Source organism: Anaerostipes sp. CAG:276, from assembly GCF_000432215.1.
In the GTDB taxonomy this organism is placed as follows: Bacteria; Bacillota; Clostridia; order Lachnospirales; family Lachnospiraceae; genus Anaerostipes; species Anaerostipes caccae.
The window spans coordinates 33,700-60,138 of record NZ_FR889191.1; the positions used below are offsets into that span (position 1 = coordinate 33,700).

Here is a 26,439-nt window from a genome sequence, read left to right on the forward strand (position 1 = left end):
GACTTTTTAAAGCTGCATGGGGAAGAACTGAAAGGTATTCCGTTTGAAGAGGTTTCGCCTAAAGTGTTCCGTGAGATTTCGGATACGGAGACGCCTCAGGGGATCTTGTCCCTTGTGAAGATGAAACAATCGACTCTCTCTGAGATACTAAAGCGCAGCGGAAGCAGTATTCTTCTTCTGGAGAATCTGCAGGACCCGGGAAACCTGGGGACGCTGATTCGGACGGGAGAAGGAGCCGGTGTGAGCGGCATCATCATGAGCAGGGATACTGTGGATATCTATAATCCTAAAGTCATAAGGTCTACGATGGGCTCTATATTCCGGGTTCCATTCACTTATACAGAGGATCTTGCCGAAACGGTGGAGTATTTAAGGCAGCAGTCGGTACATGTGTATGCGGCACACTTGAACGGCACAGACTATACAGATGAATCATACGATAAGATCAGCGCATTTCTCATCGGCAATGAGGGGAATGGACTGACAGACAGAATCGCGGCGCTGGCAGACAAGAGGATCAGAATTCCCATGGAAGGCCGGGTCGAATCATTAAATGCAGCTATGGCCGGAGGACTTCTTATGTATGAGGCCAGGAGGCAGAAAAAAGGAGGTAGCTGATTATGTATACGGTATACTGGTTGATTGCGGTAGCTGTTTTCCTGTTGCTTGAAATTCTGACATTGGGACTTACCAGTATTTGGTTTGCGGTGGGATCTTTAGCAGCAGCCATCGGTGCGGCGCTGGGTCTGCCGTTTTTCGGGCAGCTGATCCTGGCTGTGGCAGTTTCCTGTGTGGTTTTTGTATTTGCAAGGCCATGGGCCCAAAAATATCTGAACAACAAGACGGAAAAGACCAATGCAGAAAGCCTGATCGGGAAGACAGGGATCGTAAAGAAAAGAATCGTCAATATCAAAGGACAGGGAATGGTCTATATCCAGGGAATGGAGTGGACAGCGCGTTCTGCCGATGATGATGAGATCCCGGAAGAGACAGAGGTAATCGTAGAGGAAATTCAAGGCGTGAAACTAATCGTGAGCAAGAAGTAGGAGGTGCAGAATGTTTATTTTATTATTGATCTTATTTTTTATTATCATCATGGCGATGCTTTCCAGCATCCGGATCGTTCCGCAGGCAAATGCCTATGTGGTGGAACGTCTGGGAGCATTCAAGGAAACGTGGTCTGTAGGGCTTCACATCAAGGTCCCGTTCATTGATCGTGTGGCAAGAAGAGTTAACTTGAAGGAACAGGTTGTGGATTTTCCGCCTCAGCCGGTCATCACGAAAGATAATGTTACCATGCAGATCGACACCGTAGTTTACTTTCAGATCACAGATCCAAAGCTCTATTCCTACGGAGTCGAGAATCCAATCATGGCGATCGAAAACCTGACGGCTACAACACTTAGAAACATCATCGGTGATCTGGAACTCGACCAGACACTGACATCCAGAGAAACGATCAATACAAAGATGCGTGCTACCCTGGATGAGGCGACAGACCCATGGGGAATCAAAGTCAACCGTGTGGAATTGAAAAACATTATTCCTCCGGCAGCAATTCAGGATGCTATGGAAAAACAGATGAAAGCGGAAAGAGAGCGGAGGGAGGCAATCCTTCGTGCGGAAGGTGAAAAGAAATCTTCTATTCTTCGTGCAGAAGGACATAAGGAATCTGTGATCCTGGAAGCAGAGGGTGATAAAGAATCCGCAATTCTGCGCGCAGAAGCGAACAAAGAAGCGACGATCAGGGAATCAGAAGGCCAGGCGGAAGCGATCAAACAGATCCAGCAGGCGAATGCAGATGGTATTGAATTCTTAAAGAAAGCCTCTGCAGACAACGCAGTTCTGCAGTTAAAGAGCCTGGAGGCATTCGCAAAAGCGGCTGACGGAAAAGCGACAAAGATCATTATCCCATCAGAAATCCAGGGTATTGCAGGACTGGTGAAATCTATCACAGAAGTGGCTGAAGATCAAAAACCGTCACTAAAAGACCAAATTGAAGAGAGTTTGACCAATTCTTCAAAATAAGATATAATATTTATTAGTGTGTACTTTTTCATAACGGAAAGACACGAATATTATCATTTAGGAGGAAAAAGGAATGAGATTGAAAAAAGTTTTAGCAGTAGGTCTCGCAGCTGTCATGGGAATCAGCCTGGTTGCATGCGGCGGCGGAAATAAGAAAGACTCCAAGGAAAAGACATATAAGATTGCGTCTGACACCACATTTACACCATTCGAATTTGAAGATAAGGATGGAAACCGTGTAGGAATCGACCTTGATTTATTAGAAGCGATTGCAAAAGAAGAAGGATTCAAATACAAAGTGACTGCAGTAGGATTTGACGCTGCCATGGCATCTGTGGAGTCCGGACAGAGCGACGGTATGATCGCGGGTATGTCTATTACGAAGGAAAGAAAGCAGAAATATGATTTTTCTGAGGCTTACTACGATTCTAAAGTAGCTTTCGCTGTGAAAAAGGGCGGAAAAACATTTGATAATATAAAAGACAAGAAAAAAGCAGAAAAAGAAGCACTTTCCAGCCTGAAAGGAAAGACAGTAGCAGCAAAGGTAGGTACGGTAGGTGCCACATATGCCAACGAAAATGCTGAAAAATATGGATATAAAGTAAGACAGTTCAAGGATTCACCGACCATGTACCAGGCAGTGCTGACAGGAAATGCAGCTGCATGTTTTGAAGACTTCCCTGTCATTTCTTATCAGATCGGTCAGAAGAATCTTAAATTACAGGTTGCTTTCACATCCGAGAGCGGAAGCCAGTATGGATTTGCTGTAAAGAAGGGCAAAAACTCTGAACTTGTAGAGAAGTTTAACAGCGGATTAAAGAAGATCAAAGACAACGGAAAATATCAGGAAATTGTAGATAAATATACAAAGACTAAGTAGGCGGACAGATTATGAACTTTATAGAACTATTTCAACAGTATTTTCCGTCATTCTTGACGGCGCTGGGACTGACACTGCAGCTTGCCCTGGCTTCTCTGATCTGTGCCAGCATCATCGGTATTATTTTTGGTATGTTCAGCGTATCAAAAAACAAGATACTGAATATTATCTGCAAAATTTACGTAGATATTATCCGGGGAACTCCTCTTGTCGTACAGGTATTTATTATGTACTATGGAGTGGCGGGAGCCTTTCTGCAGCCTATGGATTTAAACTGGGATGATTTCGGAGGTCCTTTTGTGGCTGCCGTTGTAGCCCTCAGTTTAAACGCCGGAGCTTATATGGCAGAGATTGTCCGGGGTGGAATCGAATCTGTGGACAAGGGTCAGATGGAGGCAGCAAGGAGTCTGGGACTGCCTTACGGGAAGGCTATGTCAAAAGTAATCCTTCCTCAGGCTATCAGGACCATGCTTCCATCCATCATTAATCAGTTCATCATTTCCATTAAGGATACATCACTGGTTTATGCTATCGGTATCCGGGAGCTTACGATGAACAGCCAGATCATTACTGCAAACGAGCCGACCTCTGTCATGAGCATTTATGTGATGGCAGCCATCTATTACCTGGTGATCTGCACCATCCTTTCTAAGGTGGCAAATATTGTGGAAAGGAAGTTGTCTTATGGAAAATAAAGATAATAAAAAAGTGAAGGTTCAAGTAAAAGGGCTGGTCAAGAGTTTTGGTGAGCTAGAGGTATTAAAAGGAATGGATCTGGAAGTCGCAGACGGAGAGGTCGTATGTCTGATCGGACCTTCCGGTTCCGGAAAGAGTACATTTTTAAGGTGTCTTAACCGACTTGAAACGATCACCGGAGGAGAAGTTGTTGTCGACGGATTCGACATCACAGACAAGGGTACAGATATTAATAAAGTGAGAGAGAATATCGGCATGGTGTTTCAGCATTTTAATCTGTTTCCTCACAAGACCGTGCTGGAAAACATTACAATGGCTCCGGTACAGTTAAAGAAAATGACATTGGACGAGGCCAAGACGGTCGGAAGAAATTTGCTGAAAGATGTGGGACTCGAAGAAAAGGCTGATGTCTATCCGGCACAGCTTTCCGGAGGACAGAAACAGCGTGTGGCGATTGCGAGGGCGCTTGCCATGCATCCTGACATCATGCTGTTTGATGAGCCGACCAGTGCACTGGACCCGGAGATGGTCGGTGAAGTTTTAAATGTTATGAAACAGCTGGCCAAGAATGGAATGACCATGGTTGTTGTGACACATGAGATGGGCTTTGCGAGAGAAGTTGCGGACCGTATTATTTTCATGGACGGCGGATATATCGTCGAACAGGGAGAACCGCATGAACTGCTGGCCAATCCAAAGGAACCAAGAACCATCAATTTCTTAAATCAGGTATTATAATAAACGATACAGAGCAACCGCTTCTTATGACGATGATAAGAAGCGGCTGTTTTTATTCCATAGGAAAATTCGTCCTATGGAATAAAAGCCCTGCGGGCAGAATGCACAGCTTCGCGCGCTGAACAAAAGCTGTGTTTAGAAAAAATTGGTTTGCGAGGTGTGCGAAGCACACTTTTGTTCTTCTATAAGGAGGTTTCTCATGAAGACAATTCTGTGTTACGGTGATTCAAATACATACGGCTATAATCCGGAAAATGGTTTCCGGTATCCATATGACTTGAGATGGACAAGTATATTAGAGAAAAATATGGAGGGACGGGCCAGGGTGATTCCGGAGGGCCTCAACGGAAGGACCACCTGCTTTGAAGACGAGATCCGTCCGGGCAGAAATGGTTTTGCCTATCTGGAACCCTGTCTCCATTCGCACGGGCCTCTGGATCTGGTTGTGCTGATGCTCGGAACAAATGATCTGAAGATCCGTTTCCAGCTGACCCCGGTGGATATTGGGAAGGCCATTGAACGGCTGGTCAAAAAGATACTTGAGATCACTCCGCAGAAGAGAGAGGATGGAAAGCCGTCTGAGATCCTTCTGGTGTCGCCGATCCTGATCGGGGAAAATATAAGGGAAGTGGCAGACGGAGAGACTATGGGTTTTGAGAGGGCTTATGAATATTCCAAGCGCCTGGCATCTGTTTATAAAGAATGGGCGGACCTTTATGGTATTCATTTTATGGATGCCGCACAGTTTGCGGAACCGTCTGAAAAAGACGCATGCCATTTGAGTGCGGAGGGGCACAGAAAGCTGGGAGAAGCCATCAGTAAGGCTTGTGAAAACATATTGGGTGCTATATAATGATTGTTATGCAAAGGCCAAAAAACGGAGGAAGAAAGATGAATTTAAAAGGAAGAAATTTTTTAACACTGAAGGACTTTACCCCGGAAGAGATCAGTTACCTGCTGGATCTTGCGGCACAGTTAAAAGAAGATAAGAAAAAAGGGATCACAGGAGATAGTTTGAAGGGTAAAAATATCGCCCTTATTTTTGAAAAACCGAGCACTAGGACGAGGTGCGCATTCACCATCGGATGTATCGATGAAGGCGGACATCCTGAATATTTAGGAAAGGACGACATCCAGCTTGGGTATAAAGAAAGTGTAGAGGATACGGCCAGAGTCCTCGGAAGAATGTTCGACGGAATTGAATTCCGGGGATTTTTACATGAAAATGTGGAAAAGCTGGCGAAATACAGCGGTGTTCCGGTATGGAACGGACTTACTGATGATTATCATCCGACACAGATTTTGGCAGACTTTCTGACTCTGAGAGAACAGTTCGGAGAATTAAAGGGATTAAACTTCGTTTTCGCAGGGGACGGACGCAATAACATGGGCAATTCGTTAATGATCGGATGTGCAAAGATGGGGATTAACTTCACCTGTCTGGCGCCTAAGAGCCTGTGGCCGAAAGAAGAATTGATCGAGCAGTGCAGAACGTATGCCAAGGAATCCGGAGCCAAACTTACCTTTACCGAAGACACCGATGCCGTGAAGGGAGCCGACTGTATTTATACCGACGTTTGGTGCTCTATGGGGGAAGAAGACAAAGCCGCAGAGAGGGTGGCTCTTCTGAAGCCCTTCCAGGTCAACGATGAACTGATGAAGAAAACAGAGAAGGATACGACTGTTGTCATGCACTGTCTGCCGGCGGTAAAAGGAAATGAAGTCACGGAAGATGTATTTGAAAAACATGCAGAAGTGATTTTTGATGAGGCAGAGAACCGCATGCATACGATTAAGGCGGTTATGGTTGCAACTCTCGGGGAAAAATAAACAATGAAAGAAAAGATCCTCAGACGATTAAAACAATGCGGCGGCTATGTATCCGGGCAGGAATTGTGCGAAACATTCGGGGTGTCGAGAACCGCAGTCTGGAAACATATAAAGGCATTAAAAGAAGAAGGCTACGTCATTGACTCTGTGAGTAATAAGGGATATAAACTGGTGAAAAGTCCGGATATTCTTCTGGCAGAAGATATAAAGAGCAGTCTGTCAACTTCCTGGCTTGGTAAAACGGTTAAGGTGATGAAGACAGTGGATTCCACCAATCTGGAGGCGAGGAGACTCGCGGAGGCGGGAGCTTCTCATGGGACACTTGTGACGGCGGAAGAACAGACTTCAGGGAAGGGCAGAAGAGGCCGTTCCTGGGTTTCAGTGCCGGGACAGGGTGTCTGGATGAGTTTTGTGCTGAGACCGGATGTGGAACTGGAAAACAGCTCCATGCTAACCCTTGTGGCGGCTCTGGCTGTAGAAAAAGGAATCAAAGATGCAGCAGGCATTGACGGAAAGATCAAATGGCCCAATGATGTCCTGATCAACGGAAAAAAAGTATGCGGAATCCTCACGGAACTGAGTGCTCAGATGGATGAACTGAATTATATTGTTGTAGGAATCGGGATCAATGCCAATATTGAACAATTTCCGGAAGAAGTCAGGGACAAAGCTACGTCTCTGCTTTTAGAGACGGGAAAACCTGCTGACCGGATCGCACTTCTCTGCAGAGTTTTGGAACATTTTGAGCATGATTATGAGATCTTTAAAAAAACTCAGGATTTTTCCATGCTGATGGAAGAATACAACAGTTTTCTTGCGCATCGCGGACAGGAAATCAAAGTTATGAGGGGAAATGATGAATATATGTGTAAGTCCGGGGGGATCAACCGGCGCGGAGAATTGATCGTGGAAGATTCTCTTGGACGGACCAGAGAGATTTTTTCTGGAGAAGTATCGATACGGGGAATCCACGGTTACAGTGTATAAACAGGAGGAAGTATGTATCAGGAGACCATAACTCTATGCGGTTCCAATGGATATGAAAAGAAATATTATTTAAATGAAGATTTTGAATCCCTTCCCCAGCAGATCAAGGATGAATTAAAGATTGCCTGTGTGCTGTACACAGAAGAGATCGGGGGCATCTTAACGCTTGAGTTTGATGAGGACGGGAAGCTGTCATTTAAAACGACAGCAGCGGAAAATGATTATTTTTATGATGAAATCGGAAGTGCACTGAAGATAAAAGAAATGCAGCGGGACAGAGCGGATCTCTGGGAATCGCTGGAACTGTTTTTTCGGGTGTTCTTTCTGGAAGAAGAGGTATAAGCAATGTTATTGACTATGGACGTGGGAAATACCAATATTACAGCTGGTATCTTTGTGGAGAAGGATCTGGTGGAACTGTTTCGTATCACAACGAAACTTCCGAGAACTTCAGATGAGTTCGGAATCCTGATCCGGGATATGATCGCCGCCAAGGGGCTGGATACAAAACAGATCAGCGCTGCGATCATCGGATCGGTTGTGCCGAATATCATGTATTCTCTCACCAACGGAATTATCAAATATTTTGATGTGACTCCGGTGATCGTCGGACCCGGCATCAAGACAGGAATCAACTTGGGAAGGCTGAATCCCAGGGAGGTAGGAGCAGACCGTATCGTGGACCTTGTAGCTGCCTATGAAATTTACGGGGGGCCTACTCTGGTAATCGATTACGGGACGGCCACTACCTATGACGTGGTTACGGAAGACGGAGTATTTCTGGCCGGAGTCACCGCACCGGGCATCCGAACCTCTGCCAATGCATTATGGAAGGGAGCGGCAAGACTTCCGGAGATCGAGATCAAGACACCGGAGAGTATCCTTGCCACAAATACGATCACAAGCATGCAGGCGGGACTTATGTACGGAGTGATCGGGGAGACCAAATATATCATTGAGCAGATGAAGAAGGAAACGGGATTTAAAGACATGAAAGTCGTGGCGACCGGGGGGCTTGGAAAGATGATTTCCAGGGAAGTGCCGGAGATCAACTGTTTTGACGATACACTGACATTGAAGGGATTGCGGATTATTTATGAAAAGCAGCTGTAGACTAAACCCACTGATCATTGGAGACATTAAAATAGACCATCCTTTTTTGCTGGCCCCGATGGCTGGAGTCACGGACCTTCCTTACCGGCTGCTGTGCAAAGAAATGGGTGCGGGACTTCTCTATACAGAAATGGTCAGCGCAAAAGGTATGTATTACAATAGTCCCAATACAGGACCTTTGCTTGCAAAAGAAGAATGGGAAAGGCCCATTGCGGCGCAGATTTTTGGCTCAGAACCGGAACTGATGGCGGATATGGCTGTCCGGGTCCAGGAAATGGGCTTTGACCTTATTGACATTAACATGGGATGTCCGGTGCCGAAGATTGTAAATAACGGAGACGGATCGGCTCTGATGAAAGATCCTGTCCTTGCAGGAAAGATCATTAAAGCCATGGCAGACAGGTTAAGTGTACCGGTAACGGTGAAGATCAGAAAAGGTTTTGATGATGAACATGTAAACGCAGTGGAGATGGCAAGGATCGCAGAACAGAGCGGAGCGGCAGCAGTCGCTGTCCATGGAAGAACAAGAGAACAGTATTATTCCGGGAAAGCGGACTGGGATATCATAAGACAGGTCAAAGAAGCCGTTTCCATTCCGGTGATAGGAAACGGTGATATCAATTCACCTCTGGATGCGGAAGCGATGCTTCGGGAGACCGGCTGTGACGGCTTTATGATTGCCAGAGGAGCCAAAGGAAATCCGTGGATCTTCAAAGAACTATGTCATTATTTTGACACAGGGGAACTGATGCCGCGGCCGGAGATTGAAGAGATTATCCAGATGATTCTGAGACATGCGAGAATGATGATCGAGTACAAAGGCGAATACATCGGCATCCGGGAGATGAGAAAGCATGTCTCATGGTATACCCATGGGCTCGCCGGTGCGGCAAAGCTGAGAGATCAGGTAAACCATGCAGAGAGTATAGGGGAACTGGAGGCGATCATCAGAAATAACGGGGCGTCCTCTGTTGACAAATAAAACAGTACTGAGATATAATTTACGGATGAGCGTGTACGAACCAGACGGACAGAAGGATTGATATAAAAGGAAAGGAAGCGAAAATATGGCAGAAGCAAAAAAGAATATTCTGACTCAGGAGGGTTTAAAAACTTTAGAAGATGAATTACAGGATTTAAAGGTTGTCAAAAGAAAAGAAGTAGCCCAGAAGATCAAAGAAGCGAGAGAGCAGGGAGACTTATCAGAGAATGCTGAGTACGATGCTGCGAAAGATGAGCAGAGGGACATTGAGGCAAGAATCGAAGAATTAGAACAGATCCTGAAAAATGCAGAGGTGATCGATGAGGAATTCCAGCATGGTGTCATCAGCCTTGGCTGCCTTGTAAAGTTAGAGGACCTTACATTTAAGGAAGAAGTTACTTATCATATCGTCGGTTCCACAGAGGCCGATATCCTGAATAATAAGATTTCCAATGAAGCACCGATCGGCAAGGCACTGCTCGGGGCGAAGATCGGAGATGTGGTAGAAGTGGAAGGCGTAGGCCAGGTGAATCAATATAAAGTTTTAGACGTTAAGAGAAAGTAAGAGGGTTGGAAAGTGGCAGAACAGAACAAAGATGCGGGCGAACTTGTCAGGGTACGCAGAAATAAACTGGAAGAATTACAGAGTGCAGGGAAAAATCCGTTTGAGATCATGAAGTATGATACAACGCACCACTCTATGGAGATCAAAGATCATTTTGAAGAACTGGAAGGAAAAGAAGTGTCTGTTGCAGGCCGGATGATGTTCAAAAGGGTCATGGGAAAGGCTTCTTTCTGTAATATTCAGGATCTTGAGGGACGTATTCAGGCATATGTGGCCAGAGACGAAATCGGTGTAGAGGAATACAAGGATTTTAAAAAGATGGATATCGGAGATATCATTGGAATCAAAGGAACTGTATTTGTGACCAAAACCGGGGAAAAGTCCATCCACGCAAAAGAGGTTGTACTCTTATCAAAAAGTCTGAAGCCCCTTCCGGAGAAGTTCCATGGCTTAAAGGATACCGATGCCAGATACCGCCAGAGGTATGTGGATCTGATCATGAATGAGGAATCTAAAGACACGTTTATTAAACGTTCTAAGATCATCAGCAAGATCCGTTCTTTCTTAGACGGACAGGGATTTATGGAAGTAGAAACACCGATGCTGGTGCCGAATGCCGGGGGAGCAGCGGCCAGACCGTTTGAGACCCACTATAATGCATTGGATGAAGACGTAAAACTCCGTATTTCTCTGGAACTTTATTTAAAGCGACTGATTGTCGGCGGTCTGGAAAAAGTGTATGAGATCGGCCGGGTATTCCGAAATGAGGGTGTGGACACCAGACATAATCCGGAATTTACGCTGATGGAATTATACCAGGCGTATACAGATTATAATGGAATGATGGAGCTGACAGAAAATCTGTACCGTTACCTGGCACAGGAAGTCGTGGGAAGCACCACGATTACCTACAATGGCATTGAGATGGATTTGGGCAAACCGTTTGAAAAGATTACGATGGTTGATGCTGTAAAGAAATATGCAGGTGTTGACTTTGACGAGATCCATACGGTTGAAGACGCAAGGAAAGCTGCGGATGAACACCATGTGGAATATGAAGAGCGCCATAAAAAAGGAGATATCCTCAATCTGTTCTTTGAGGAGTTTGTGGAAGATAAACTTGTTCAGCCTACCTTTGTTTTGGATCATCCGGTGGAGATATCTCCTCTTACAAAAAAGAAGCCGGAAAATCCGGACTATGTGGAACGGTTTGAGTTTTTCATGAACGGATGGGAAATGGCAAATGCCTACTCCGAGCTTAATGATCCCATCGATCAGAGAGAACGGTTTAAGGCACAGGAAGAACTGCTTGCCCAGGGTGACGAAGAAGCAAATTCCACAGACGAAGATTTTCTGAATGCGTTAGAGATCGGTATGCCGCCGACAGGAGGCATTGGCTTTGGAATCGATCGAATGGTCATGCTGCTGACAGACTCATCAGCGATCAGGGATGTGCTGTTATTCCCGACGATGAAGTCACTGGATGCCAAGAAGGGCGGGGCAAAGGCGGAAAAAGCTGCTGCAGCAGAGGAAAAAACGGCTGAGAAAGTTGATTTTTCCAATGTAAAAATCGAGCCGCTTTTTGAAGAAATGGTTGACTTTGACACTTTCAGCAAGTCCGATTTCCGTGCCGTGAAGATCGAGGCATGTGAGGCGGTTCCGAAGTCAAAGAAGCTTCTGAAATTCACTCTGAATGACGGAACAGACCGGAAACGCACGATTTTAAGCGGTATTCACGAGTATTATGAACCAGAAGAACTGATTGGAAAGACAGCAGTCGCAATCGTAAATCTGCCCCCAAGAAAGATGATGGGTATTGATTCTGAGGGTATGCTGATTTCAGCAGTACATGAGGAAGATGGCAGAGAGGGATTAAATCTGCTGATGGCAGATGACCGGATCCCGGCGGGAGCAAAGCTGTATTAAATCTTCAAGCTTTTTAAAATAAGCCCCATCTTAGTACAGATAAATATATAGTACTACAAGGACACTTTTCTAAAAAATATGTTAGAGAGGTGTCCTTTTCTGTTATGGCCAAGAAATAGAAATTGAAAGAATTTTTAGTCAAAGTCAAAAAGTAACGAAAAAAGGAGATGTGGAATAAAATGTATTACGAAGATAAATAAAGGAAGAAATATTGTGTTAGCAACATCTATTATCATTATCTTGGCTGTTGTAGCAGCGGCTGTGCTGATTGCCCTGATCATATGGCGTATCAGAAGCCGCCGTTTCCGTCCGACTGCGGATATACAGCGCCAGCAAATGGAATTAAATGCCGACCTGAAAGATGCCGGGTTTGCGTATGAAATAAACGGTGACTACTTTTATTCACTGATGGACTGCTGGCAGCGTGAGGTCGGATACTGCCGGCTTTATGATGAAGCAGCGCCGATGTTTAATATGATCATGGACTGTGAGCCTGTTGAATTCTCCTATGGAGGAAAGAGATGGCTGATCGAACTGTGGAAGGGACAGTATGGAATAACAACAGGAGGAGAGATCGGTATCTACAACACAAAACGGGAGGATATCGATCACGAAAAATTCAAAGGAACCTTCTATGAAAATATACAGGATGATGAGAGACTTCCGTTATCTTATGTATTGAGGAAAAACGGAAAAGTTCTTCTGCGCCGCAGGGCAGTCCACTGGTGGCTGACCGGCTTTAAACTCGGTGAGTTTTCAGAGACGGATACTCTTACTATGGACGCATCCATCACGTTTCCAAACCGTGAAATGAGGGATTCTTTTATAGATAGTTTGAAGAAACTTGGTTATAGAAGAAGAGAATTTTCGGTGCGCAGGAATACTGTGAATATCCATTATACGGAACCTCATTCAGTGCAGCCGGAAGCCAGAGACGGCATTCAGGAAGCTGTTGTACAGAAAACCAATAAAAATAACTGCAGGCTGTATGAATTTACCACAGAAAAATATCCAAATACACTTGATAAGATTGAATATATAAAGGCTGTCATGCCGGAGCTCTATACAATCTTTGTGGATTCTCTTTACGCAAAAGGAATTTATGAAGCATTTGGATGGATCAAAGACTGGCTGACGGGAAAGCGGCCCGAGCCAAGACCGCCGCATCCGCCAAAGCCGCCGTGTCCACCGAAACCGCCGTGTCCGCCAAAGCCGCCGTGTCCACCGAAACCGCCGTGTCCGCCAGAGACGCCGTGTCCGCCAAAACCGCCGTGCCCACCGCATCCGCCATGTCCATCGGAACTCCCATGCCATCCGTGCCGATCCTGTCCGCCGAGACGGCAGTGTGATTCCAATGACTGCTGCTGCCGGCCATCAGATTCCTGCCATCATTGCGGAAAGCACAGAGAAGAATGAACTGCCGGGCAGTAGAGCGGAAATTGGATCAGGTATATAAACATGTTCCAGTTATACCATTTGATTCCGGCACAAAACTGGTAGTTATGAGTGACTGCCACAGAGGACAGGGAAATGCAGGAGATAATTTTCTGGCTAATCAGGCAGTGTGTTTTGGCGCACTGGAGTATTATTTTCAGAAAGGTTTTACCTATGTTGAGCTTGGAGACGGTGACGAGCTGTGGGAAAACAGAAAATTAAAGACAATCGTAGAGGTTCATGATGACATTTTCTGGATGATGTCGAGATTCTACGAAGAGAAACGGCTTTATATGGTATATGGAAACCATGACATCGTGAAACGGAATAAAAGCTATATGCAAAGGCACTGCGGATGTTATTACTGCGATGCTGCCCATCAGGTGCAGTCTCTCTTTCCGGATATCTCTGTCCGGGAGGGGCTGATTTTCCGAAACAGAAAAGATGGAAAAGAAATTTTTATGGTACACGGACATCAGGGTGATTTTCTGAATGATACCCTTTGGCCGGTTTCCAGGTTTTTAGTGAGATATGTATGGAGATATATGGAATTGATCGGGTTTTTAGATCCCACCGGAGCCGGACGTCCGAGAAAGGCTAAAGAGCGGATCGAAAAAAGACTGGCCGATTACGGCAGCAGCAGAAAAAAGATTTTGATCGCCGGGCATACGCACCGGCCGGCGTTTTCAAAACCGGGAGAAGGAACCTATTTTAATTCCGGAAGCTGTGTGCATCCCAGGTGTATTACATGTATTGAAATTGAAGACAATCGGATTTCTCTCGTAAAATGGTCTGTCCGGTCCGGAGAGGACAGAATACTCAGGGTTGAGAGAGAGGTACTGGAGGACCCGGTATCCCTGACAGAGTATGCCGCAGCAGAGAAGTAAATAAAAGAGTAAATTATGAGGTACAGACTCCTTGGTCTGTACCTTGTTTTGTGATATAATGTCACCATGCCCAGATATGCAGCTAAGAAGGAGGGGTACATCCTGTGATTTCAGAAGAAAAAGTAAAGATTATGACGTCCCTGGCCCAATATGAAAAAAAAGAGGGAACCGGAGATTTACGCATAAACCGGTACAGCTGCGGTGATTATGTAAGAATGGAGACGATGAAAGTAGGCGTGGCTTTAGTGGTTGCACTGCTTCTTTTAACAGGGATTATTGTTATTTTCCGCATGGAGGATGTGATTTCCATGATGAGGAAGGGCACAATTGCTGTTCCGGCAATACTGATACTGATTTGTTTCGGGATTCTTTTTTTCTGCTATGTAAAGTCTACCAGAAGAAGGGCAGAGAAGCGCTATAATGAGGCCATGGTACGAATCAAAGCTTATGAAAGACAGCTTGAAAAGCTTCTTGAAGTTTACGAAGAGGAAGAAAAAGAGGACAACAGTCCTAAGATAGATATGGATGCAGAGGAGTTGGCAGATGGAAAAATTATTGATTTATAGAGAAAAAATTTTGAATTTCCTGTCTTCCCACTGGCAGGTTTGCGGCCCGGTGGGAAAATTTATCGGAGGAGTGTTAATCTTTTATGTGATAAACTCCCTGTTTGGGTATTCCAAAGTGTTGAATCAGCCGTTCAGTATTCTGATCCTGGCAGGAATCTGTGTGTTTCTTCCATTTTCAATGACATTTTTACTTTGCAATCTGATCATCATCATTCATTTATCCATGGTATCTGTTGAGATTGGAATCTTATATTTCATAATACTTGGTATTTACTATCTGTTATATCAGAGAATGTTTCCGGGGATGAGATATCTTTTGTTTATGACACCGGTATTTTTCTTTTTTCATCTGCCTGCTGTGGTGCCGCTTTATGTAGGGTCTTTTATCGGCATTACAGGGATTCCGGCCATCGTCATGGGCACGTTCTTATATATTTTTGCTATGACGGTCCAAAGCGGTGTTGTACAGGTAAACAACGGCTCCTTCGGAAGTCAGCTGTATAATTTTGTGCTTCAGGGAACTATAGAAAATAAGGAATTGATTGTATATATCCTCTGTTTTATATTTGTAGCGGCACTGGTCGTGGGCATTCGAAAAATGCAGGTGGATTATGGATGGTACTTTTCGATTTTTATCGGAGGGATTGCCTATGTAATCGTTGTCCTCGTAGGAGGGTTTTTTACGGGCAACCGTGTAGATATCGCAGGGGAACTGGCTGTCGCGGCATTAAGCATCCTGGCGGTCATGATCATGCAGTTTTTCAAAGTTGTCATTGACTATTCCAGACAGGAGACGATGGAGTTCGAGGACGAGGATTATTACTATTACGTCAAAGCGATTCCGAAGAGCAGGGTCAACGAAGAGGAAATCAATATTACAAAGATTAATCCTTCAGGCAAGAAATTTGGATTTAAAAAACATAAGGGAGAGTAGATTTGGAGCAGTTTTTATCAGTCATCGAAAAATATTTATATTGGTTGTCCATTCCGCAGATGTCAATTACAGATATTCTGGATATCCTGATTGTCAGCGTGCTGATCTATGAAATTGCCCGCTGGATCAAAAATACAAGGGCATGGACGCTGTTAAAAGGGATCATGCTGCTTGTTTTCGTGGCAATGGCTGCTTATGTTTTTCAGCTGCACACGATCTCCTGGCTCATCAATAATACAATGGGAGTGGGAGTGACTGCGGCGATCATCGTTTTTCAGCCGGAACTCAGGAATGCCCTGGAACAGCTCGGTCGGAAAAATCCGATCGTAAATCTTTTTTCTTCGGATGAGAGCAGGGATGAAAAAATAGGATATACGGACCGGACCATACAGGAAATCGTTCGTGCTACTATCGAGATGTCAAAGGTTAAGACCGGAGCGCTGATCGTATTGGAGAGAGAGGTTCCTCTGGGAGAGTATGAGAGGACAGGAATTCCTGTTGATGCGAAAATGAGCAGCCAGCTGCTGATTAATATTTTTGAGCACAACACGCCGCTTCATGACGGGGCAGTGATCGTGAGGAGCAACCGGATCGTATCGGCAACCTGCTACCTTCCGCTGAGTGACAGTCTTGAGATAGGAAAAGAACTGGGAACCAGGCACAGGGCGGCGGTGGGAATCAGCGAAGTTTCCGACAGCGTGACGATTGTAGTCTCAGAGGAGACGGGAGGCATCTCCATTGCCCAGGGAGGCAGGATTTACAGGGGACTGACCCCGCAGCAGCTGCGAGACCGACTGGCTGTGGTAAAGAGTGATTACAGCGACGGAAGAAAATTCAGACTCTGGAAAGGATTGAACCGCAATGAAAGAAAAATTAGGAAATGATCTCATATTAAAAGTATTCTCTCTTGTTCTTGCAATCCTTCTCTGGCTGTTTGTCATTAATACAGAGGACCCGGTGATCACAAAATCTTTTTCGAATATTCCTGTGGATATGCTCAATGAACAGGTTCTGGATGAACTGAACAGGACTTATAAGATCACGGAGGGTTCAACCGTCAGTTTTACGGTCAAAGGCAAAAAAACAGTCCTCGATAAGCTCAAGAAAAGTGACTTCCGGGCTACCGCAGATGTATCTTCCATGTCAAAAGTGAATTCAATTCCTATTAAGATTGTACCGCTGAAATTTGCAGATCAGCTGGAGATTGTATCAGGTAACAACCAAAGCGTTAAAGTGAAACTGGAAGACCTGAGGAGAGTCCGGGTACCGGTAACGGTAGAGACAACGGGTAGACCGGCATCGGGCTATGCAGTTGGAAGCAAAACAGCCGCGCCGAACCTGATATCCATTTCAGGGCCAAAAAGTGTGGTTAAGCAGGTAAAATCCATCAAGGTCATCGTGGACGTTACCGGCCTGAAAAAGGACATCTCGATCACTCATAAAGTTGTCTGCTATGACAGTGAAGGAGAACAGGTAGATCAGTCCCGGCTGAAGCTGGACAATGATGAAGTAAAAGTGAAAATAAAATTCAGCAGGACTAAAACCGTGCCGATTGTAGTCAAGACAAAGGGAACTCCGGCTAAGGGATATGCCCTTGGAAGTATTGACTATTCACCTGAGGAGATTGAGATTACCGGTGAGCAGGACGCGCTGGAACAGGTTGATGAGATCGCACTTTCTACGATCGACATAAGCAACAGTACAAAAAGTATAGAAAAGACCATCAAAGCAGCGGACATCAAACTGCCGGAAGGGATCACATTTGTAAAAGACACAAGCAAGATCGAAGATATCGTCGTAAAAGCAAACATTGAGAAGTATAAAAAACGAACGATCACTCTCTCCACGGATCAGATCCAGTTGATCAATAATGAAAATAATTATAAGATTGAATTCGACCAGTCTGAAGTACCGATCAAAGTGACGGGGCTGAAATCCGTTGTAGATGATTTGACGGCTAAGGATTTAAATCCGAAGATTGACGTCTCTGTCTATGAAACCGGCACGCATACGGTCCAGGTCCAGCTGAAAGAAGTAAAAAATATGGACATCATAGGAAACGTACAGGTAAAAATCACAGTATCAGAATAGGAGCCTAATTATGAAGACAATGTCAATCGTCCTTCCGGCTTATAATGAAGAACAGATGATAGAAAAAACGGCCGGGACAATCGCCCGGCTGATGGAGAATGAAGACATAAGCTATGAGCTGGTCTTTGTCAACGACGGATCCAAAGATCAGACATGGGAACGGATTAAGGAAGCTTCAAAGAAGAATTCAAATATTAAGGGAATCTGTTTTTCCAGAAATTTTGGGAAAGAAGGAGCCGTGTTTGCGGGACTCGCCAATGCCTCCGGAGACTGTGTGGCAGTCATGGACTGCGATCTCCAACATCCTCCGGAGACTCTTATCACAATGTACCGGCTTTGGGAACAGGGTTATCAGGTGATCGAAGGCGTTAAGGCCTCGAGAGGCAGGGAGGGATTTCTTCACAAATTTTTTGCCAAAACATTTTATAAGATCATAAGCAATGCCACAGGGGTCGATATGTCCAGGGCATCTGATTTTAAGCTTCTTGACCGGGCCGCTGTGGATGAATTTCTGAAACTTCCGGAGCGAAATGTTTTTTTCCGGGCACTGTCTTCCTGGGTGGGGTTTAAGACCACTTATGTAGAATTTCATGTGCAGGAGCGCGAGGCCGGAGAATCAAAGTGGTCTATGAAGTCGCTGTTCAAATACGCCATTAACAATATTACTTCTTTTAGTGCTGTGCCAATGCAGGTGGTTACATTCTGCGGTGTGATCTTTTTCCTGTTTGCAATCGTACTGGCAGTACAGTCACTGTATCTGTATTTCAGCGGAAGGGCTGTGGCTGGTTTTACGACAGTTATACTGCTTCTGCTGATCATTGGAAGCATTCTGATGTTCAGTCTGGGAGTGATCGGATATTATCTGTCGAAAATCTACGAAGAAGTGAAAATGCGGCCGAGATATATTATATCGGAAATAACAGAGACAAAGAACGTAAACTAAAAACAGCGGAGGGATCTGAGTCCTTCCGCTGTTTTGCTATGAATCCCAGTCAGTCGCTTTGACCCAATTTTCATAGTAGTGCATCTGCCGGTGCTTTCGTATCGTTCTGCGTTCTCTGTAATAGTAGGGAAACATCCTTTTTTTGACCCGCATGTATTTTGGATCCTGAGGCGGACCGATGGGCCGGTCAGGAGGGAGCTGCCTGTAATACCTGCCGAAATAATAGAGCCGGTCAAAATCATGTTCTTTTTTTGCGGCAGAAGTTACGATGTTAGATGTTCCGATATGGTGAGGGTGGCCATATTCTCCTTCAGGGTTATGTGTGGCAATTTCTTTCCAGTTCTTATACCGGAGCAATGTCTGGATATCATGCTCTATGCGGTTTTTATATGGCTCCCATGAGACGCGTTTTCTATTGACATAGTCCGGATAATTCAGCATAATACTCGGGGAACCGGCTGCGTTCATGGCATATTTGAATTCTTTATATCTTGTGAGATGGTATGTACTTGCATTGGTAAGGCACACAACCAGATACCGGTCTTTTGCCAGATGGGCGCCGCCCCACAGAGATTCATCGTCGGGATGTGCCACGATCATAAGGCGGTCGACACCTTTTAAATCCAAGGTGTCCAAATATTTATTTGTAGCATCTTCTTTCACCGGCAGAGAAGTACTGTGTACTGCCAGGACAAAGGCAAAAATTAGAGTGAAGCATATGATTATCTTTTGTGAACGGTCAAGTTTCATGACGGCCTCCGTTTTGAGGGTTTCTAATTTGAATGTAAAATCGAATATAACGGATGAGTTATATAAGCTACATTATTATAGAATCAAAGGCAGAGGTTTTCAAGAGAGTTCGATGTTTTGTAAGATTATTTAACTTTATAAAAATATCTGTTATATTGTCACTCAAAATGTAACAAAATGATAATATAATGAAATGATGCCATGGTCAAAAAATTTTTAGCGCAAGATCATAAAGTTGTTTCATCCTTTGCAGTTGTTTCTTTAAATACAAGGAATTTACTGATAAAATAGTTTACGATTGTAACGATAATTTGAGTTTCCAGCTTTGCAAGCCATTTTGCCTGGCTTATATACTGGACGAGAACAAAAACACCGCCGACTTCGATGATCATTGTAGAAAGACGGCCCAGAACAAAACGGCAGAATTCAATCCATACTTCTTTCCAGGAAGAACTTTTGGATACAAATACAAAGATCTTATTCACAACAAAAGCAAATACGATAGCGGAAGCTACTGAAATAATGTTACTGATTGTATAGTTTACTTGGCAGGCATACACCAAAACATTAAAAATTAAAAGGTTGACAAGTGTTGTGCATCCTCCGAAAAAAACATAACGGAGCCCTTGATTGTTCCATAATTTTTTTATTATATTTATCATATTGATTTCCTCTTTCGGTTTCTATAGATTTTAACTTATTACATTATAAGATTACATACAATATTTTGCAACAATATGAAGAATTTCTTACATTAACAAAGATCTGAACAGTAATATGGAAATATATAGTCGTCTATGGTATAATAAATCATATTTTGAAAACTTTGTTCTTGAAAAGGAAGATAAGATTTAAAGGAGAGACATTCATGACGTCACAAAAGAATACAAAGAATACAAGGAAATATTATTTACTATATCTCATGTTATTTGTTTTCATGTGCTTTACGGCATTTTATCCATTTATTGCGGAGGGTAAGTCTTTTATCTGGGGCGCAGGGGTAGAGGACGGGCTGTCACAACATTTTGAATCATTGGCTTATTGGGGACATTACCTGCGGGAATTGGTTGGAAATATTGCATCAGGACATCTGTCTCTTCCTATGTGGAATATGAGTCTCGGTTACGGGGGCGATATTTTATCGACTCTAAACTACTATGCCATCGGAGATCCCCTGAATCTTCTGTATATTTTTGTGCCTGTGAAGCATACAGAGATTATGTATAACTTCATGATTCTGCTGCGCATGTTTTTAGCCGGTGCCGCATTTATGGCATACGGAAGAAAGATGAATAAAAATAATTTTGCAGTAGTTTTAGGGGCGCTTGTCTATGTATTCTGCGGATTCACGTTTCGTTCAGGGCTAAGACATCCGTTTTTTATCAATCCGATGATCTATTTTCCACTGCTATGCCTTGGTGTTGAAAAGATTTTTAAAAAGGAACGGCCGTATTTATTCATTGTTATCACAGCTGTGGCATCTATGAGTAATTTCTATTTCTTATATATGCTGACTATTTTTACGGTAATATATGCGCTGATTCGTTTTTATCAATACTATACAAAAGAGCGGCTGAAGAATTTTTTTGTTCTGCTCAGAAACTTTGCAGGTTATTATATACTGGGTGTTGCCCTGTCGGCAGTGATCCTTCTGCCTGCAGTCGATGGTTTTTTAGGAAATGGACGAGGCGGCGGACAGATCCACAATCTGATCGCATATCCTTTCAAATATTACATTTTGTTTTTAGAAAACTTTGTTGGATATGGAAATAGCGGACAGTCTACCAACGTAGGCTTCATTCCGATTGCCGGTATTGTTGTATTGTTTTTAATGTACTCAAGGAGAATGAAACACAAAAAGTATAAGATGGCGTTTGTCGGATGCATTGTATTCCTGGCACTCCCTGTTTTTGGTTATATTTTCAATGGTTTTTCTTATGTGACCAACCGTTGGAGTTTTGCGTTTACATTTATTATAGCACTGCTTGTGGCTGAAATGTATCCGAGGCTCTTTCACATGTCAAAACGCCAGATTATCGGTATTCTGGTGGGCATTTCAATCTATAATCTGATCATCAAAGTGGCAGAGCTGAGCAAGCCGGAAGTATTTAAAAATGATGGGGCTTACATCGCAGGCATCTTTTTGTTCTTGTTTTATTTGGTCTTCCTCTTCTTTCAGTGGAAAGGAATGGATGATAAACATATGGTGACTCGGATTGCCGTTGCTGTCCTGGTTGTGGCCAGTATAGGAGTCCATGGGTTTTACCGCTTTGGTGACGGGGGAAGGTACTATGCCGGTGAATTTTTAGATTCAGGAGAGGCATTGAAAGCGATTCAGACAGAGGAAAATAAACGGTTGAGAAAACAGGCGGGCGGACAGCTGGTCAGAGTGCACGATGAGGGCCAGAGATTTCACAATTATGGACTGCTGGATGGGCTGAATACAGTCAGTGCCTATTACAGCATTATTCCAAAGGAAACAATGGAAGCTGTAAAAAGTTATGAGACGTTGGGAATGCAGTACGCAGACAAATACCATGGATTGGATCTCAGGCAGGGACTTTTAAGTCTTGCTTCTGTAAAATATATTGCGGTGCCGAAAGACCAGAAGCTGGAGGGATACCGTCTCCTGGATGAAACAGAAGAATCGAGGGTGTATGAGAATCCGTATGCACTTCCGTTTGGTTATACCTATGATTCATGGATCAGCCAAAAAAAATATGATACAATGAATGGAGCAGAGCGGGAGCAGGCCATGCTGAAATGTGCGGTTCTGGAAGATGAGGTAAAAGGCCTGAAAAAGCAGAGCAGCCTGGCAGCGCAGACAGAAGACAAAATTCTTTCCGGGAAACACAGTACGTCTGTAAATAAGGCCGGTAAAAGTAAAGAATACCGTTTAAAACTCGATCCGGAGAAAGATCACTATATTTATATAAAAAATCTTCATTACAGTCCGTTGACAAAGAATAAGTCTAATATTGGCGAGATTGCTTTGAAAGGGAAAAAGGGAAACCGCGGAATTGATGTGACAGACGGTTCGGAGGAACACCATATTTATATTCAGGATAAGATGAGCTCCTACTATTTTGGAAGACATGATTATCTGATGAAGATATCGGACAGCGGAAAACTTAAATTCCAGTTTCCGAGTACCGGAACGTATAAGGTGGATGAGGTTTCGCTTATTTCTGTGAAGCCACAGGATATGAAAAAGGAGATGAAGAACAGAAAACGTAATTCATTAAAAAATATTTCCTATAAGAATAATGTTTTTACCGGAGAGATCACGACGAAGAAAACAAAATTATTATGTATTCCGATTCCGTATTCCAAGGGCTGGTCAGCCGAAGTTGACGGAGAGAAGCAGCAAATCATAAAAACAAATGGAATGCATATGGGGCTGGTGCTGAAGCCGGGAGAACACAAGATCACTTTAAGATACCGGACGCCATGGCTGGTTCCAGGGGCTGCCGTCAGCAGTATGGCCGGATGTATATTTATTATTTATATAGTAATAATGAGAAAGAAAAGAGGAGTTATATGAGAAAAATAATCGGAGGATTGGCAGCAGTCTGCCTTGTAGGCAATCTCTCGCTTTTTCAGCCGGAGATAAAGGAAGTAAAGGCGGATACAGCAGAAAATACATCTGTTTCTGTCACAGATACAGATGAATATAAAACAAAGGAAGTCATTGTAAAGTTTAAAGACGGCCTGTCCGAGAATGAAAAGGAAAACATCATGGATGAGTCCCCGGGAGATGCACAGCAGGTGACGGACTCCATGGCTGTCGTAAAGACAGATACAAAGAAAGAGACGGCAGCAGCAGTAAAAGAACTGGATCAGAACAGCGACGTAGAATATGTTCAGCCAAACTATGTCTATCGGCTGGTAGACGGAAACGGCAGAACATCAGGGAAAGAGACTGCGATGAAGACAGCAGGAGTCAACGATCCGTTCTTTTATGTACAGTGGGGACTCTTGAACTACGGATCGAATCTCACAGATTATGTCCATGATCAGCAAGGGGGACAGGGCATTACTATTCCACAAAAAGAAGGATTGGACATTAATGTAAAGAATCTCTGGAAACAGCTGAATAAAAAAAATACCCAAAAAGTAATTGTGGCAAATATTGACACGGGTGTGGATTATACCAGCCCTGATCTGAAGTCTGTCATGTGGAAAAATCCGAAAGAAAAGAAGAACGGAAAAGACAGCGATAAGAACGGTTATAAAGACGATATTTACGGGTGGAATTTCTATAATAATAACAATAAGGTATATTCAAATAAATATTATGTAGACTCTTATGGAGATGTTTCCTATGAAGATGACCATGGTACCCATGGTGCCGGTACGATTGCCGCTGTCCGCAATAACGGATACGGCATCGCAGGCATTGCGTCCGGTACAAATGTAAAACTCATGTCCATAAAAGTTTTGGGCGGAAAAAAGGGAGAGGGAACAACACTCAGCGTCATAAAAGGAATTAAATATGCTAAAAAGATGGGGGCAAAAATCTGCAATTTCAGCTTTGGCTCCTATCAAAACGACAGGATGCTCCGGGATGTGATAAAAGAAAATAAAGATATGCTGTTTATCTGCGCCGCCGGAAATGAGAGAAATAATAATGACCGGTATCCTGTTTATCCTGCCAGCTATAATTACAGCAACGTAATATCTGTTGCGAATCTGGATTACAACGGATATTTAGACGGGTATTCAAACTATGGAAAAAAGAGTGTGCTTTTGGCTGCTCCCGGAACTGATATCTTTGGGCTGGGTGTCAGAGAAAGAGGAATCATTGAAAGTGGAACGTCCATGGCAGCTCCGATGGTGACGGGTACGGCGGCGCTGATCTATGCAAAATATCCGGGAGTAACACCGGCCATGGTGAAATCTGCGCTGAAACGCGGAGCAACCAGACTCAGCAGCTTGAATGGAAAGACAGCTTCCGGCGGGTATTTAAATGCTGAGAAGACCGTCAATTCCAATTATTATCCTCCATATATTACGGTAAAGACATCAAAGAAAAAGAATTATTCTCTGGTAAAGGTAAGTGCGAAGAAAAGAGGCAGTACGCAAATTACAAAAGTAAAATACATAAAGGGCAAGAAGACTGCTTCATACTTTGCAAACGGGAAAAGGGGTTATTCTGTAAAAAACAGTTCCATTAAAGTTAAAAAGACAGACTATTATACGATATATGCCAGAGACAATGCGGGAAATCAGACAGTAAAGACAGTAAAAATAACTGCGGGGAAAGCGCCGAAGCTTAAAGTGAAAAAATATAGAAAGAGCCGAAAAAGTGCTAAGGTCAAAATAACAGCTTCAGATGAGAGCAAGAAGACCTTGAAATTCAGATATGCAAAAGGGAAAAAATCAGTTTCCTATTTTAAAAAAGGGAAAAAAGGAACGAAATTAAAAAATAAAAAAGGGAAAGCAGAATTTCAAGGAAAAAAAGGCCGTTATTATACCGTATATGTCATAGACAAAAGTGGGAATGAGATCATCAAGAAAATAAAATTATCGTAAAAAAGCTCTCATTATCAGTTGAGAAATGTCTGAATTTGTTAAAAGAATTAGGCAAATATGTTGTAGATATGTTACTTTTGTGATAAAATAGGGAATCACAGATATAGGGTTAGGATGGGGACTGATATTTATTGTTCAGCTTGAGAGAGAAAGTATGAGGTGTAGTATGAAAAAGCTAAAATTTTTACTGCGAACGGCATCATTATGTATGGCGTTTATTTTGATGGGCACAAATAGTGTATCAGCCAAAACTCCTAAGGTGAAAAAAATCAAATTCTCTAATGTTTCTTCTAAAAAGACCATGTACAGAGGAACAACGAAAAAGTTTACAGTAAAGATTACGCCGTCTAAGGCGAAGAAAAGGAAAATACAGTGGTATTCCAGCAATAAAAAAGTTGCAACAGTCAATTCTAAAGGAGTTGTAACTGCCAAGAAGAATGGAAAGGCTTACATAACAGCTAGAATAAAATCACAAAAATCTAAAAAGGTAAGATGCAGGGTTACAGTAAAGACAAAGAAAGTGTCCAAGGTATCTTTTAATAAAAGCAAAGCCGTACTTCAGCAGGGTAAATATTATACAAGGAAGCCTTCGGTGTCGCCGTCTTATGCTTATAATAAAAAAGTTACATATAAGTCATCAAACACTAAGGTGGCAACTGTGAATTCTTCGGGAAAGATTTATGCAAAAGGACAGGGGACAGCGACGATTACAGCAACAGCAGCGGATGGAAGCAAAAAGAAGGCAAGCTATCCTGTGAGGGTGATTGGGAAGATTACGAGCAGTTCTGCAAAGTTTGTGGCACACCGCGGATTAAGTTCTGAGGCGCCGGAGAGTACGGTAAAAGCATTTGAGTTAGCAGGAGATGCAGGCTTTTGGGGCGCAGAGACAGATATACGAATGACGAAAGATGGTAAGTTTGTTGCCGTGCATGATACTACCTTAAAAAGAACATGTGGTGTTGATAAGAGGCCGGAAGATATGACCGAGGCGGAGATCCGTAAATTAAAGATTATCAGCGGCAACGGGTATTCTAAATATAAAAATGATCCGAAAGCAAATAAAGTAGCATTTTTAGACGAATATCTTGATGTGTGTAAAGAAAAAGAAATGGTCCCGGTCATTGAAATTAAGATGGAATATACAACCAATGGAAGAGTAGCGGACGGCAGGATGCAGGGAGTTGTAGAGGATGATTTACAACAATTAAGCGATACAGTGGAATCCAAAATGAATGGCGGACAATATATGTTTATTGCTTATGACTTTGATACAATGGTTGAGATGCGGAAAATTGTAAAAGATATGCCTAATGTTAAGCTACAGCACGTAACAAATGATCCGAGTGAGAGTATGATTAATTATTATTATAAGAGAGGAATTGCGTTAGACTGTAATTATGAGAAGATTTCTAATGCAACGTTGGAAAAATTCCTTGACTCTAAAGTATTGGTAAATTTGTGGACTGTGGATAATGAAGAAAAGGTTTGGGATTTTATCAATAAGAAAGTAGATTATATAACCACGAATAAAAAATTTTGGTAATAAGATTAATA

26 protein-coding genes are annotated in these 26,439 nt (G+C 43.3%); 24 read left to right on the forward strand and 2 right to left on the reverse strand.

The window, feature by feature from the left end; translation table 11 throughout:
- The 21 genes from QVP35_RS09040 to QVP35_RS09140 form a co-directional block, all read left to right on the forward strand.
- The coding region (locus tag QVP35_RS09040) for a TrmH family RNA methyltransferase (RefSeq protein WP_288187843.1) at positions 1-618 on the forward strand (618 nt) is incomplete at its 5' end.
- Between the two features lie 2 nt (positions 619-620).
- Positions 621-1,046, forward strand: coding sequence for an NfeD family protein (locus tag QVP35_RS09045; RefSeq protein WP_009290598.1), 426 nt, complete (start codon positions 621-623; stop codon positions 1,044-1,046).
- Between the two features lie 10 nt (positions 1,047-1,056).
- The gene (locus tag QVP35_RS09050; RefSeq protein WP_009290599.1) at positions 1,057-2,028 is read left to right on the forward strand and encodes an SPFH domain-containing protein; all 972 of its coding nucleotides are present in this window, start codon (positions 1,057-1,059) and stop codon (positions 2,026-2,028) included.
- A gap of 73 nt (positions 2,029-2,101) precedes the next feature.
- The gene (locus tag QVP35_RS09055) at positions 2,102-2,908 is read left to right on the forward strand and encodes a transporter substrate-binding domain-containing protein (protein ID WP_006565745.1); all 807 of its coding nucleotides are present in this window, start codon (positions 2,102-2,104) and stop codon (positions 2,906-2,908) included.
- A gap of 11 nt (positions 2,909-2,919) precedes the next feature.
- Entirely contained in the window at positions 2,920-3,603 is a 684-nt protein-coding gene (locus QVP35_RS09060) for an amino acid ABC transporter permease (protein WP_009290600.1), read from the forward strand.
- The gene (locus QVP35_RS09065; RefSeq protein WP_006565743.1) at positions 3,593-4,342 is read left to right on the forward strand and encodes an amino acid ABC transporter ATP-binding protein; all 750 of its coding nucleotides are present in this window, start codon (positions 3,593-3,595) and stop codon (positions 4,340-4,342) included. The genes QVP35_RS09060 and QVP35_RS09065 overlap by 11 nt, the downstream gene beginning before the upstream one ends.
- A 199-nt stretch (positions 4,343-4,541) precedes the next feature.
- Entirely contained in the window at positions 4,542-5,195 is a 654-nt protein-coding gene (locus QVP35_RS09070) for an SGNH/GDSL hydrolase family protein (protein ID WP_009290601.1), read from the forward strand.
- A 38-nt stretch (positions 5,196-5,233) separates the two neighbouring features.
- A complete protein-coding gene (gene argF, locus QVP35_RS09075; protein WP_006565741.1) occupies positions 5,234-6,172 on the forward strand; it encodes an ornithine carbamoyltransferase in 939 nt (312 codons plus the stop codon).
- Positions 6,173-6,175: 3 nt separating this feature from the next.
- Complete coding sequence (locus QVP35_RS09080) at positions 6,176-7,159, forward strand: biotin--[acetyl-CoA-carboxylase] ligase (protein WP_009290602.1); 984 nt, start codon at positions 6,176-6,178, stop codon at positions 7,157-7,159.
- Between the two features lie 12 nt (positions 7,160-7,171).
- Positions 7,172-7,501: a DUF6145 family protein gene (locus tag QVP35_RS09085; protein WP_009290603.1), complete on the forward strand. Its 330-nt coding sequence runs from the start codon at positions 7,172-7,174 to the stop codon at positions 7,499-7,501.
- Positions 7,502-7,504: 3 nt separating this feature from the next.
- Positions 7,505-8,272, forward strand: coding sequence for a type III pantothenate kinase (locus QVP35_RS09090; protein WP_009290604.1), 768 nt, complete (start codon positions 7,505-7,507; stop codon positions 8,270-8,272).
- Positions 8,256-9,254, forward strand: a complete 999-nt coding sequence (gene dusB / locus QVP35_RS09095) for a tRNA dihydrouridine synthase DusB (protein WP_009290605.1) — start codon at positions 8,256-8,258, stop codon at positions 9,252-9,254. The genes QVP35_RS09090 and dusB overlap by 17 nt, the downstream gene beginning before the upstream one ends.
- A gap of 85 nt (positions 9,255-9,339) precedes the next feature.
- On the forward strand, positions 9,340-9,819 hold the full coding sequence (greA, locus tag QVP35_RS09100; RefSeq protein WP_006565736.1) for a transcription elongation factor GreA: 480 nt from the start codon (positions 9,340-9,342) through the stop codon (positions 9,817-9,819).
- 12 nt (positions 9,820-9,831) lie between these two features.
- Positions 9,832-11,745, forward strand: a complete 1,914-nt coding sequence (gene lysS, locus QVP35_RS09105; protein WP_009290606.1) for a lysine--tRNA ligase — start codon at positions 9,832-9,834, stop codon at positions 11,743-11,745.
- Between the two features lie 213 nt (positions 11,746-11,958).
- Entirely contained in the window at positions 11,959-13,161 is a 1,203-nt protein-coding gene (locus tag QVP35_RS09110; protein ID WP_022261063.1) for a DUF4474 domain-containing protein, read from the forward strand.
- Positions 13,158-14,066: a metallophosphoesterase family protein gene (locus tag QVP35_RS09115; RefSeq protein ID WP_006565733.1), complete on the forward strand. Its 909-nt coding sequence runs from the start codon at positions 13,158-13,160 to the stop codon at positions 14,064-14,066. Before QVP35_RS09110 ends, QVP35_RS09115 begins: the two co-directional genes overlap by 4 nt.
- Before the next feature lie 104 nt (positions 14,067-14,170).
- On the forward strand, positions 14,171-14,632 hold the full coding sequence (locus QVP35_RS09120; RefSeq protein WP_006565732.1) for a hypothetical protein: 462 nt from the start codon (positions 14,171-14,173) through the stop codon (positions 14,630-14,632).
- Entirely contained in the window at positions 14,610-15,566 is a 957-nt protein-coding gene (locus QVP35_RS09125; protein ID WP_009290608.1) for a hypothetical protein, read from the forward strand. The genes QVP35_RS09120 and QVP35_RS09125 overlap by 23 nt, the downstream gene beginning before the upstream one ends.
- Before the next feature lie 59 nt (positions 15,567-15,625).
- The gene (gene cdaA / locus QVP35_RS09130; RefSeq protein WP_108912362.1) at positions 15,626-16,450 is read left to right on the forward strand and encodes a diadenylate cyclase CdaA; all 825 of its coding nucleotides are present in this window, start codon (positions 15,626-15,628) and stop codon (positions 16,448-16,450) included.
- A complete protein-coding gene (locus tag QVP35_RS09135; RefSeq protein WP_009290610.1) occupies positions 16,428-17,657 on the forward strand; it encodes a CdaR family protein in 1,230 nt (409 codons plus the stop codon). Before cdaA ends, QVP35_RS09135 begins: the two co-directional genes overlap by 23 nt.
- A gap of 10 nt (positions 17,658-17,667) precedes the next feature.
- Positions 17,668-18,600, forward strand: coding sequence for a glycosyltransferase family 2 protein (locus tag QVP35_RS09140; RefSeq protein ID WP_006565728.1), 933 nt, complete (start codon positions 17,668-17,670; stop codon positions 18,598-18,600).
- A gap of 36 nt (positions 18,601-18,636) precedes the next feature.
- Here QVP35_RS09140 and QVP35_RS09145 read toward each other — a convergent pair whose 3' ends face one another.
- On the reverse strand, positions 18,637-19,350 hold the full coding sequence (locus tag QVP35_RS09145; RefSeq protein WP_009290611.1) for a PIG-L deacetylase family protein: 714 nt from the start codon (positions 19,348-19,350) through the stop codon (positions 18,637-18,639).
- Positions 19,351-19,577: 227 nt separating this feature from the next.
- Positions 19,578-20,012: a GtrA family protein gene (locus tag QVP35_RS09150; RefSeq protein WP_006565726.1), complete on the reverse strand. Its 435-nt coding sequence runs from the start codon at positions 20,010-20,012 to the stop codon at positions 19,578-19,580.
- Positions 20,013-20,218: 206 nt separating this feature from the next.
- Between QVP35_RS09150 and QVP35_RS09155 the strand changes: the two genes are divergently transcribed.
- The 3 genes from QVP35_RS09155 to QVP35_RS09165 all read left to right on the forward strand — a co-directional run bounded on the left by QVP35_RS09155 (position 20,219) and on the right by QVP35_RS09165 (position 26,428).
- Positions 20,219-22,894: a YfhO family protein gene (locus QVP35_RS09155; RefSeq protein WP_009290613.1), complete on the forward strand. Its 2,676-nt coding sequence runs from the start codon at positions 20,219-20,221 to the stop codon at positions 22,892-22,894.
- Positions 22,891-24,885, forward strand: coding sequence for a S8 family serine peptidase (locus QVP35_RS09160; RefSeq protein ID WP_022261064.1), 1,995 nt, complete (start codon positions 22,891-22,893; stop codon positions 24,883-24,885). The genes QVP35_RS09155 and QVP35_RS09160 overlap by 4 nt, the downstream gene beginning before the upstream one ends.
- 166 nt (positions 24,886-25,051) lie before the next feature.
- On the forward strand, positions 25,052-26,428 hold the full coding sequence (locus QVP35_RS09165) for a glycerophosphodiester phosphodiesterase family protein (protein ID WP_022261065.1): 1,377 nt from the start codon (positions 25,052-25,054) through the stop codon (positions 26,426-26,428).
- Positions 26,429-26,439: the final 11 nt, after the last annotated feature.

Excerpts from the sequence above, each read along its gene's own strand:
- QVP35_RS09090 (WP_009290604.1), top strand. The coding sequence starts at position 7,505 with ATGTTATTGACTATGGACGTGGGAAATACCAATATTACAGCTGGTATC.
- greA (WP_006565736.1), top strand. The coding sequence starts at position 9,340 with ATGGCAGAAGCAAAAAAGAATATTCTGACTCAGGAGGGTTTAAAAACT.
- QVP35_RS09070 (WP_009290601.1), top strand. The coding sequence starts at position 4,542 with ATGAAGACAATTCTGTGTTACGGTGATTCAAATACATACGGCTATAAT.
- cdaA (WP_108912362.1), top strand. The coding sequence starts at position 15,626 with ATGTCAATTACAGATATTCTGGATATCCTGATTGTCAGCGTGCTGATC.
- QVP35_RS09125 (WP_009290608.1), top strand. The coding sequence starts at position 14,610 with ATGGAAAAATTATTGATTTATAGAGAAAAAATTTTGAATTTCCTGTCT.
- QVP35_RS09145 (WP_009290611.1), bottom strand. The coding sequence starts at position 19,350 with ATGAAACTTGACCGTTCACAAAAGATAATCATATGCTTCACTCTAATT.
- argF (WP_006565741.1), top strand. The coding sequence starts at position 5,234 with ATGAATTTAAAAGGAAGAAATTTTTTAACACTGAAGGACTTTACCCCG.
- dusB (WP_009290605.1), top strand. The coding sequence starts at position 8,256 with ATGAAAAGCAGCTGTAGACTAAACCCACTGATCATTGGAGACATTAAA.
- QVP35_RS09055 (WP_006565745.1), top strand. The coding sequence starts at position 2,102 with ATGAGATTGAAAAAAGTTTTAGCAGTAGGTCTCGCAGCTGTCATGGGA.
- QVP35_RS09060 (WP_009290600.1), top strand. The coding sequence starts at position 2,920 with ATGAACTTTATAGAACTATTTCAACAGTATTTTCCGTCATTCTTGACG.
- QVP35_RS09050 (WP_009290599.1), top strand. The coding sequence starts at position 1,057 with ATGTTTATTTTATTATTGATCTTATTTTTTATTATCATCATGGCGATG.
- QVP35_RS09080 (WP_009290602.1), top strand. The coding sequence starts at position 6,176 with ATGAAAGAAAAGATCCTCAGACGATTAAAACAATGCGGCGGCTATGTA.
- QVP35_RS09115 (WP_006565733.1), top strand. The coding sequence starts at position 13,158 with ATGAACTGCCGGGCAGTAGAGCGGAAATTGGATCAGGTATATAAACAT.
- QVP35_RS09065 (WP_006565743.1), top strand. The coding sequence starts at position 3,593 with ATGGAAAATAAAGATAATAAAAAAGTGAAGGTTCAAGTAAAAGGGCTG.
- QVP35_RS09140 (WP_006565728.1), top strand. The coding sequence starts at position 17,668 with ATGAAGACAATGTCAATCGTCCTTCCGGCTTATAATGAAGAACAGATG.
- QVP35_RS09150 (WP_006565726.1), bottom strand. The coding sequence starts at position 20,012 with ATGATAAATATAATAAAAAAATTATGGAACAATCAAGGGCTCCGTTAT.
- QVP35_RS09045 (WP_009290598.1), top strand. The coding sequence starts at position 621 with ATGTATACGGTATACTGGTTGATTGCGGTAGCTGTTTTCCTGTTGCTT.
- QVP35_RS09165 (WP_022261065.1), top strand. The coding sequence starts at position 25,052 with ATGAAAAAGCTAAAATTTTTACTGCGAACGGCATCATTATGTATGGCG.
- QVP35_RS09135 (WP_009290610.1), top strand. The coding sequence starts at position 16,428 with ATGAAAGAAAAATTAGGAAATGATCTCATATTAAAAGTATTCTCTCTT.
- QVP35_RS09155 (WP_009290613.1), top strand. The coding sequence starts at position 20,219 with ATGACGTCACAAAAGAATACAAAGAATACAAGGAAATATTATTTACTA.
- QVP35_RS09085 (WP_009290603.1), top strand. The coding sequence starts at position 7,172 with ATGTATCAGGAGACCATAACTCTATGCGGTTCCAATGGATATGAAAAG.
- QVP35_RS09160 (WP_022261064.1), top strand. The coding sequence starts at position 22,891 with ATGAGAAAAATAATCGGAGGATTGGCAGCAGTCTGCCTTGTAGGCAAT.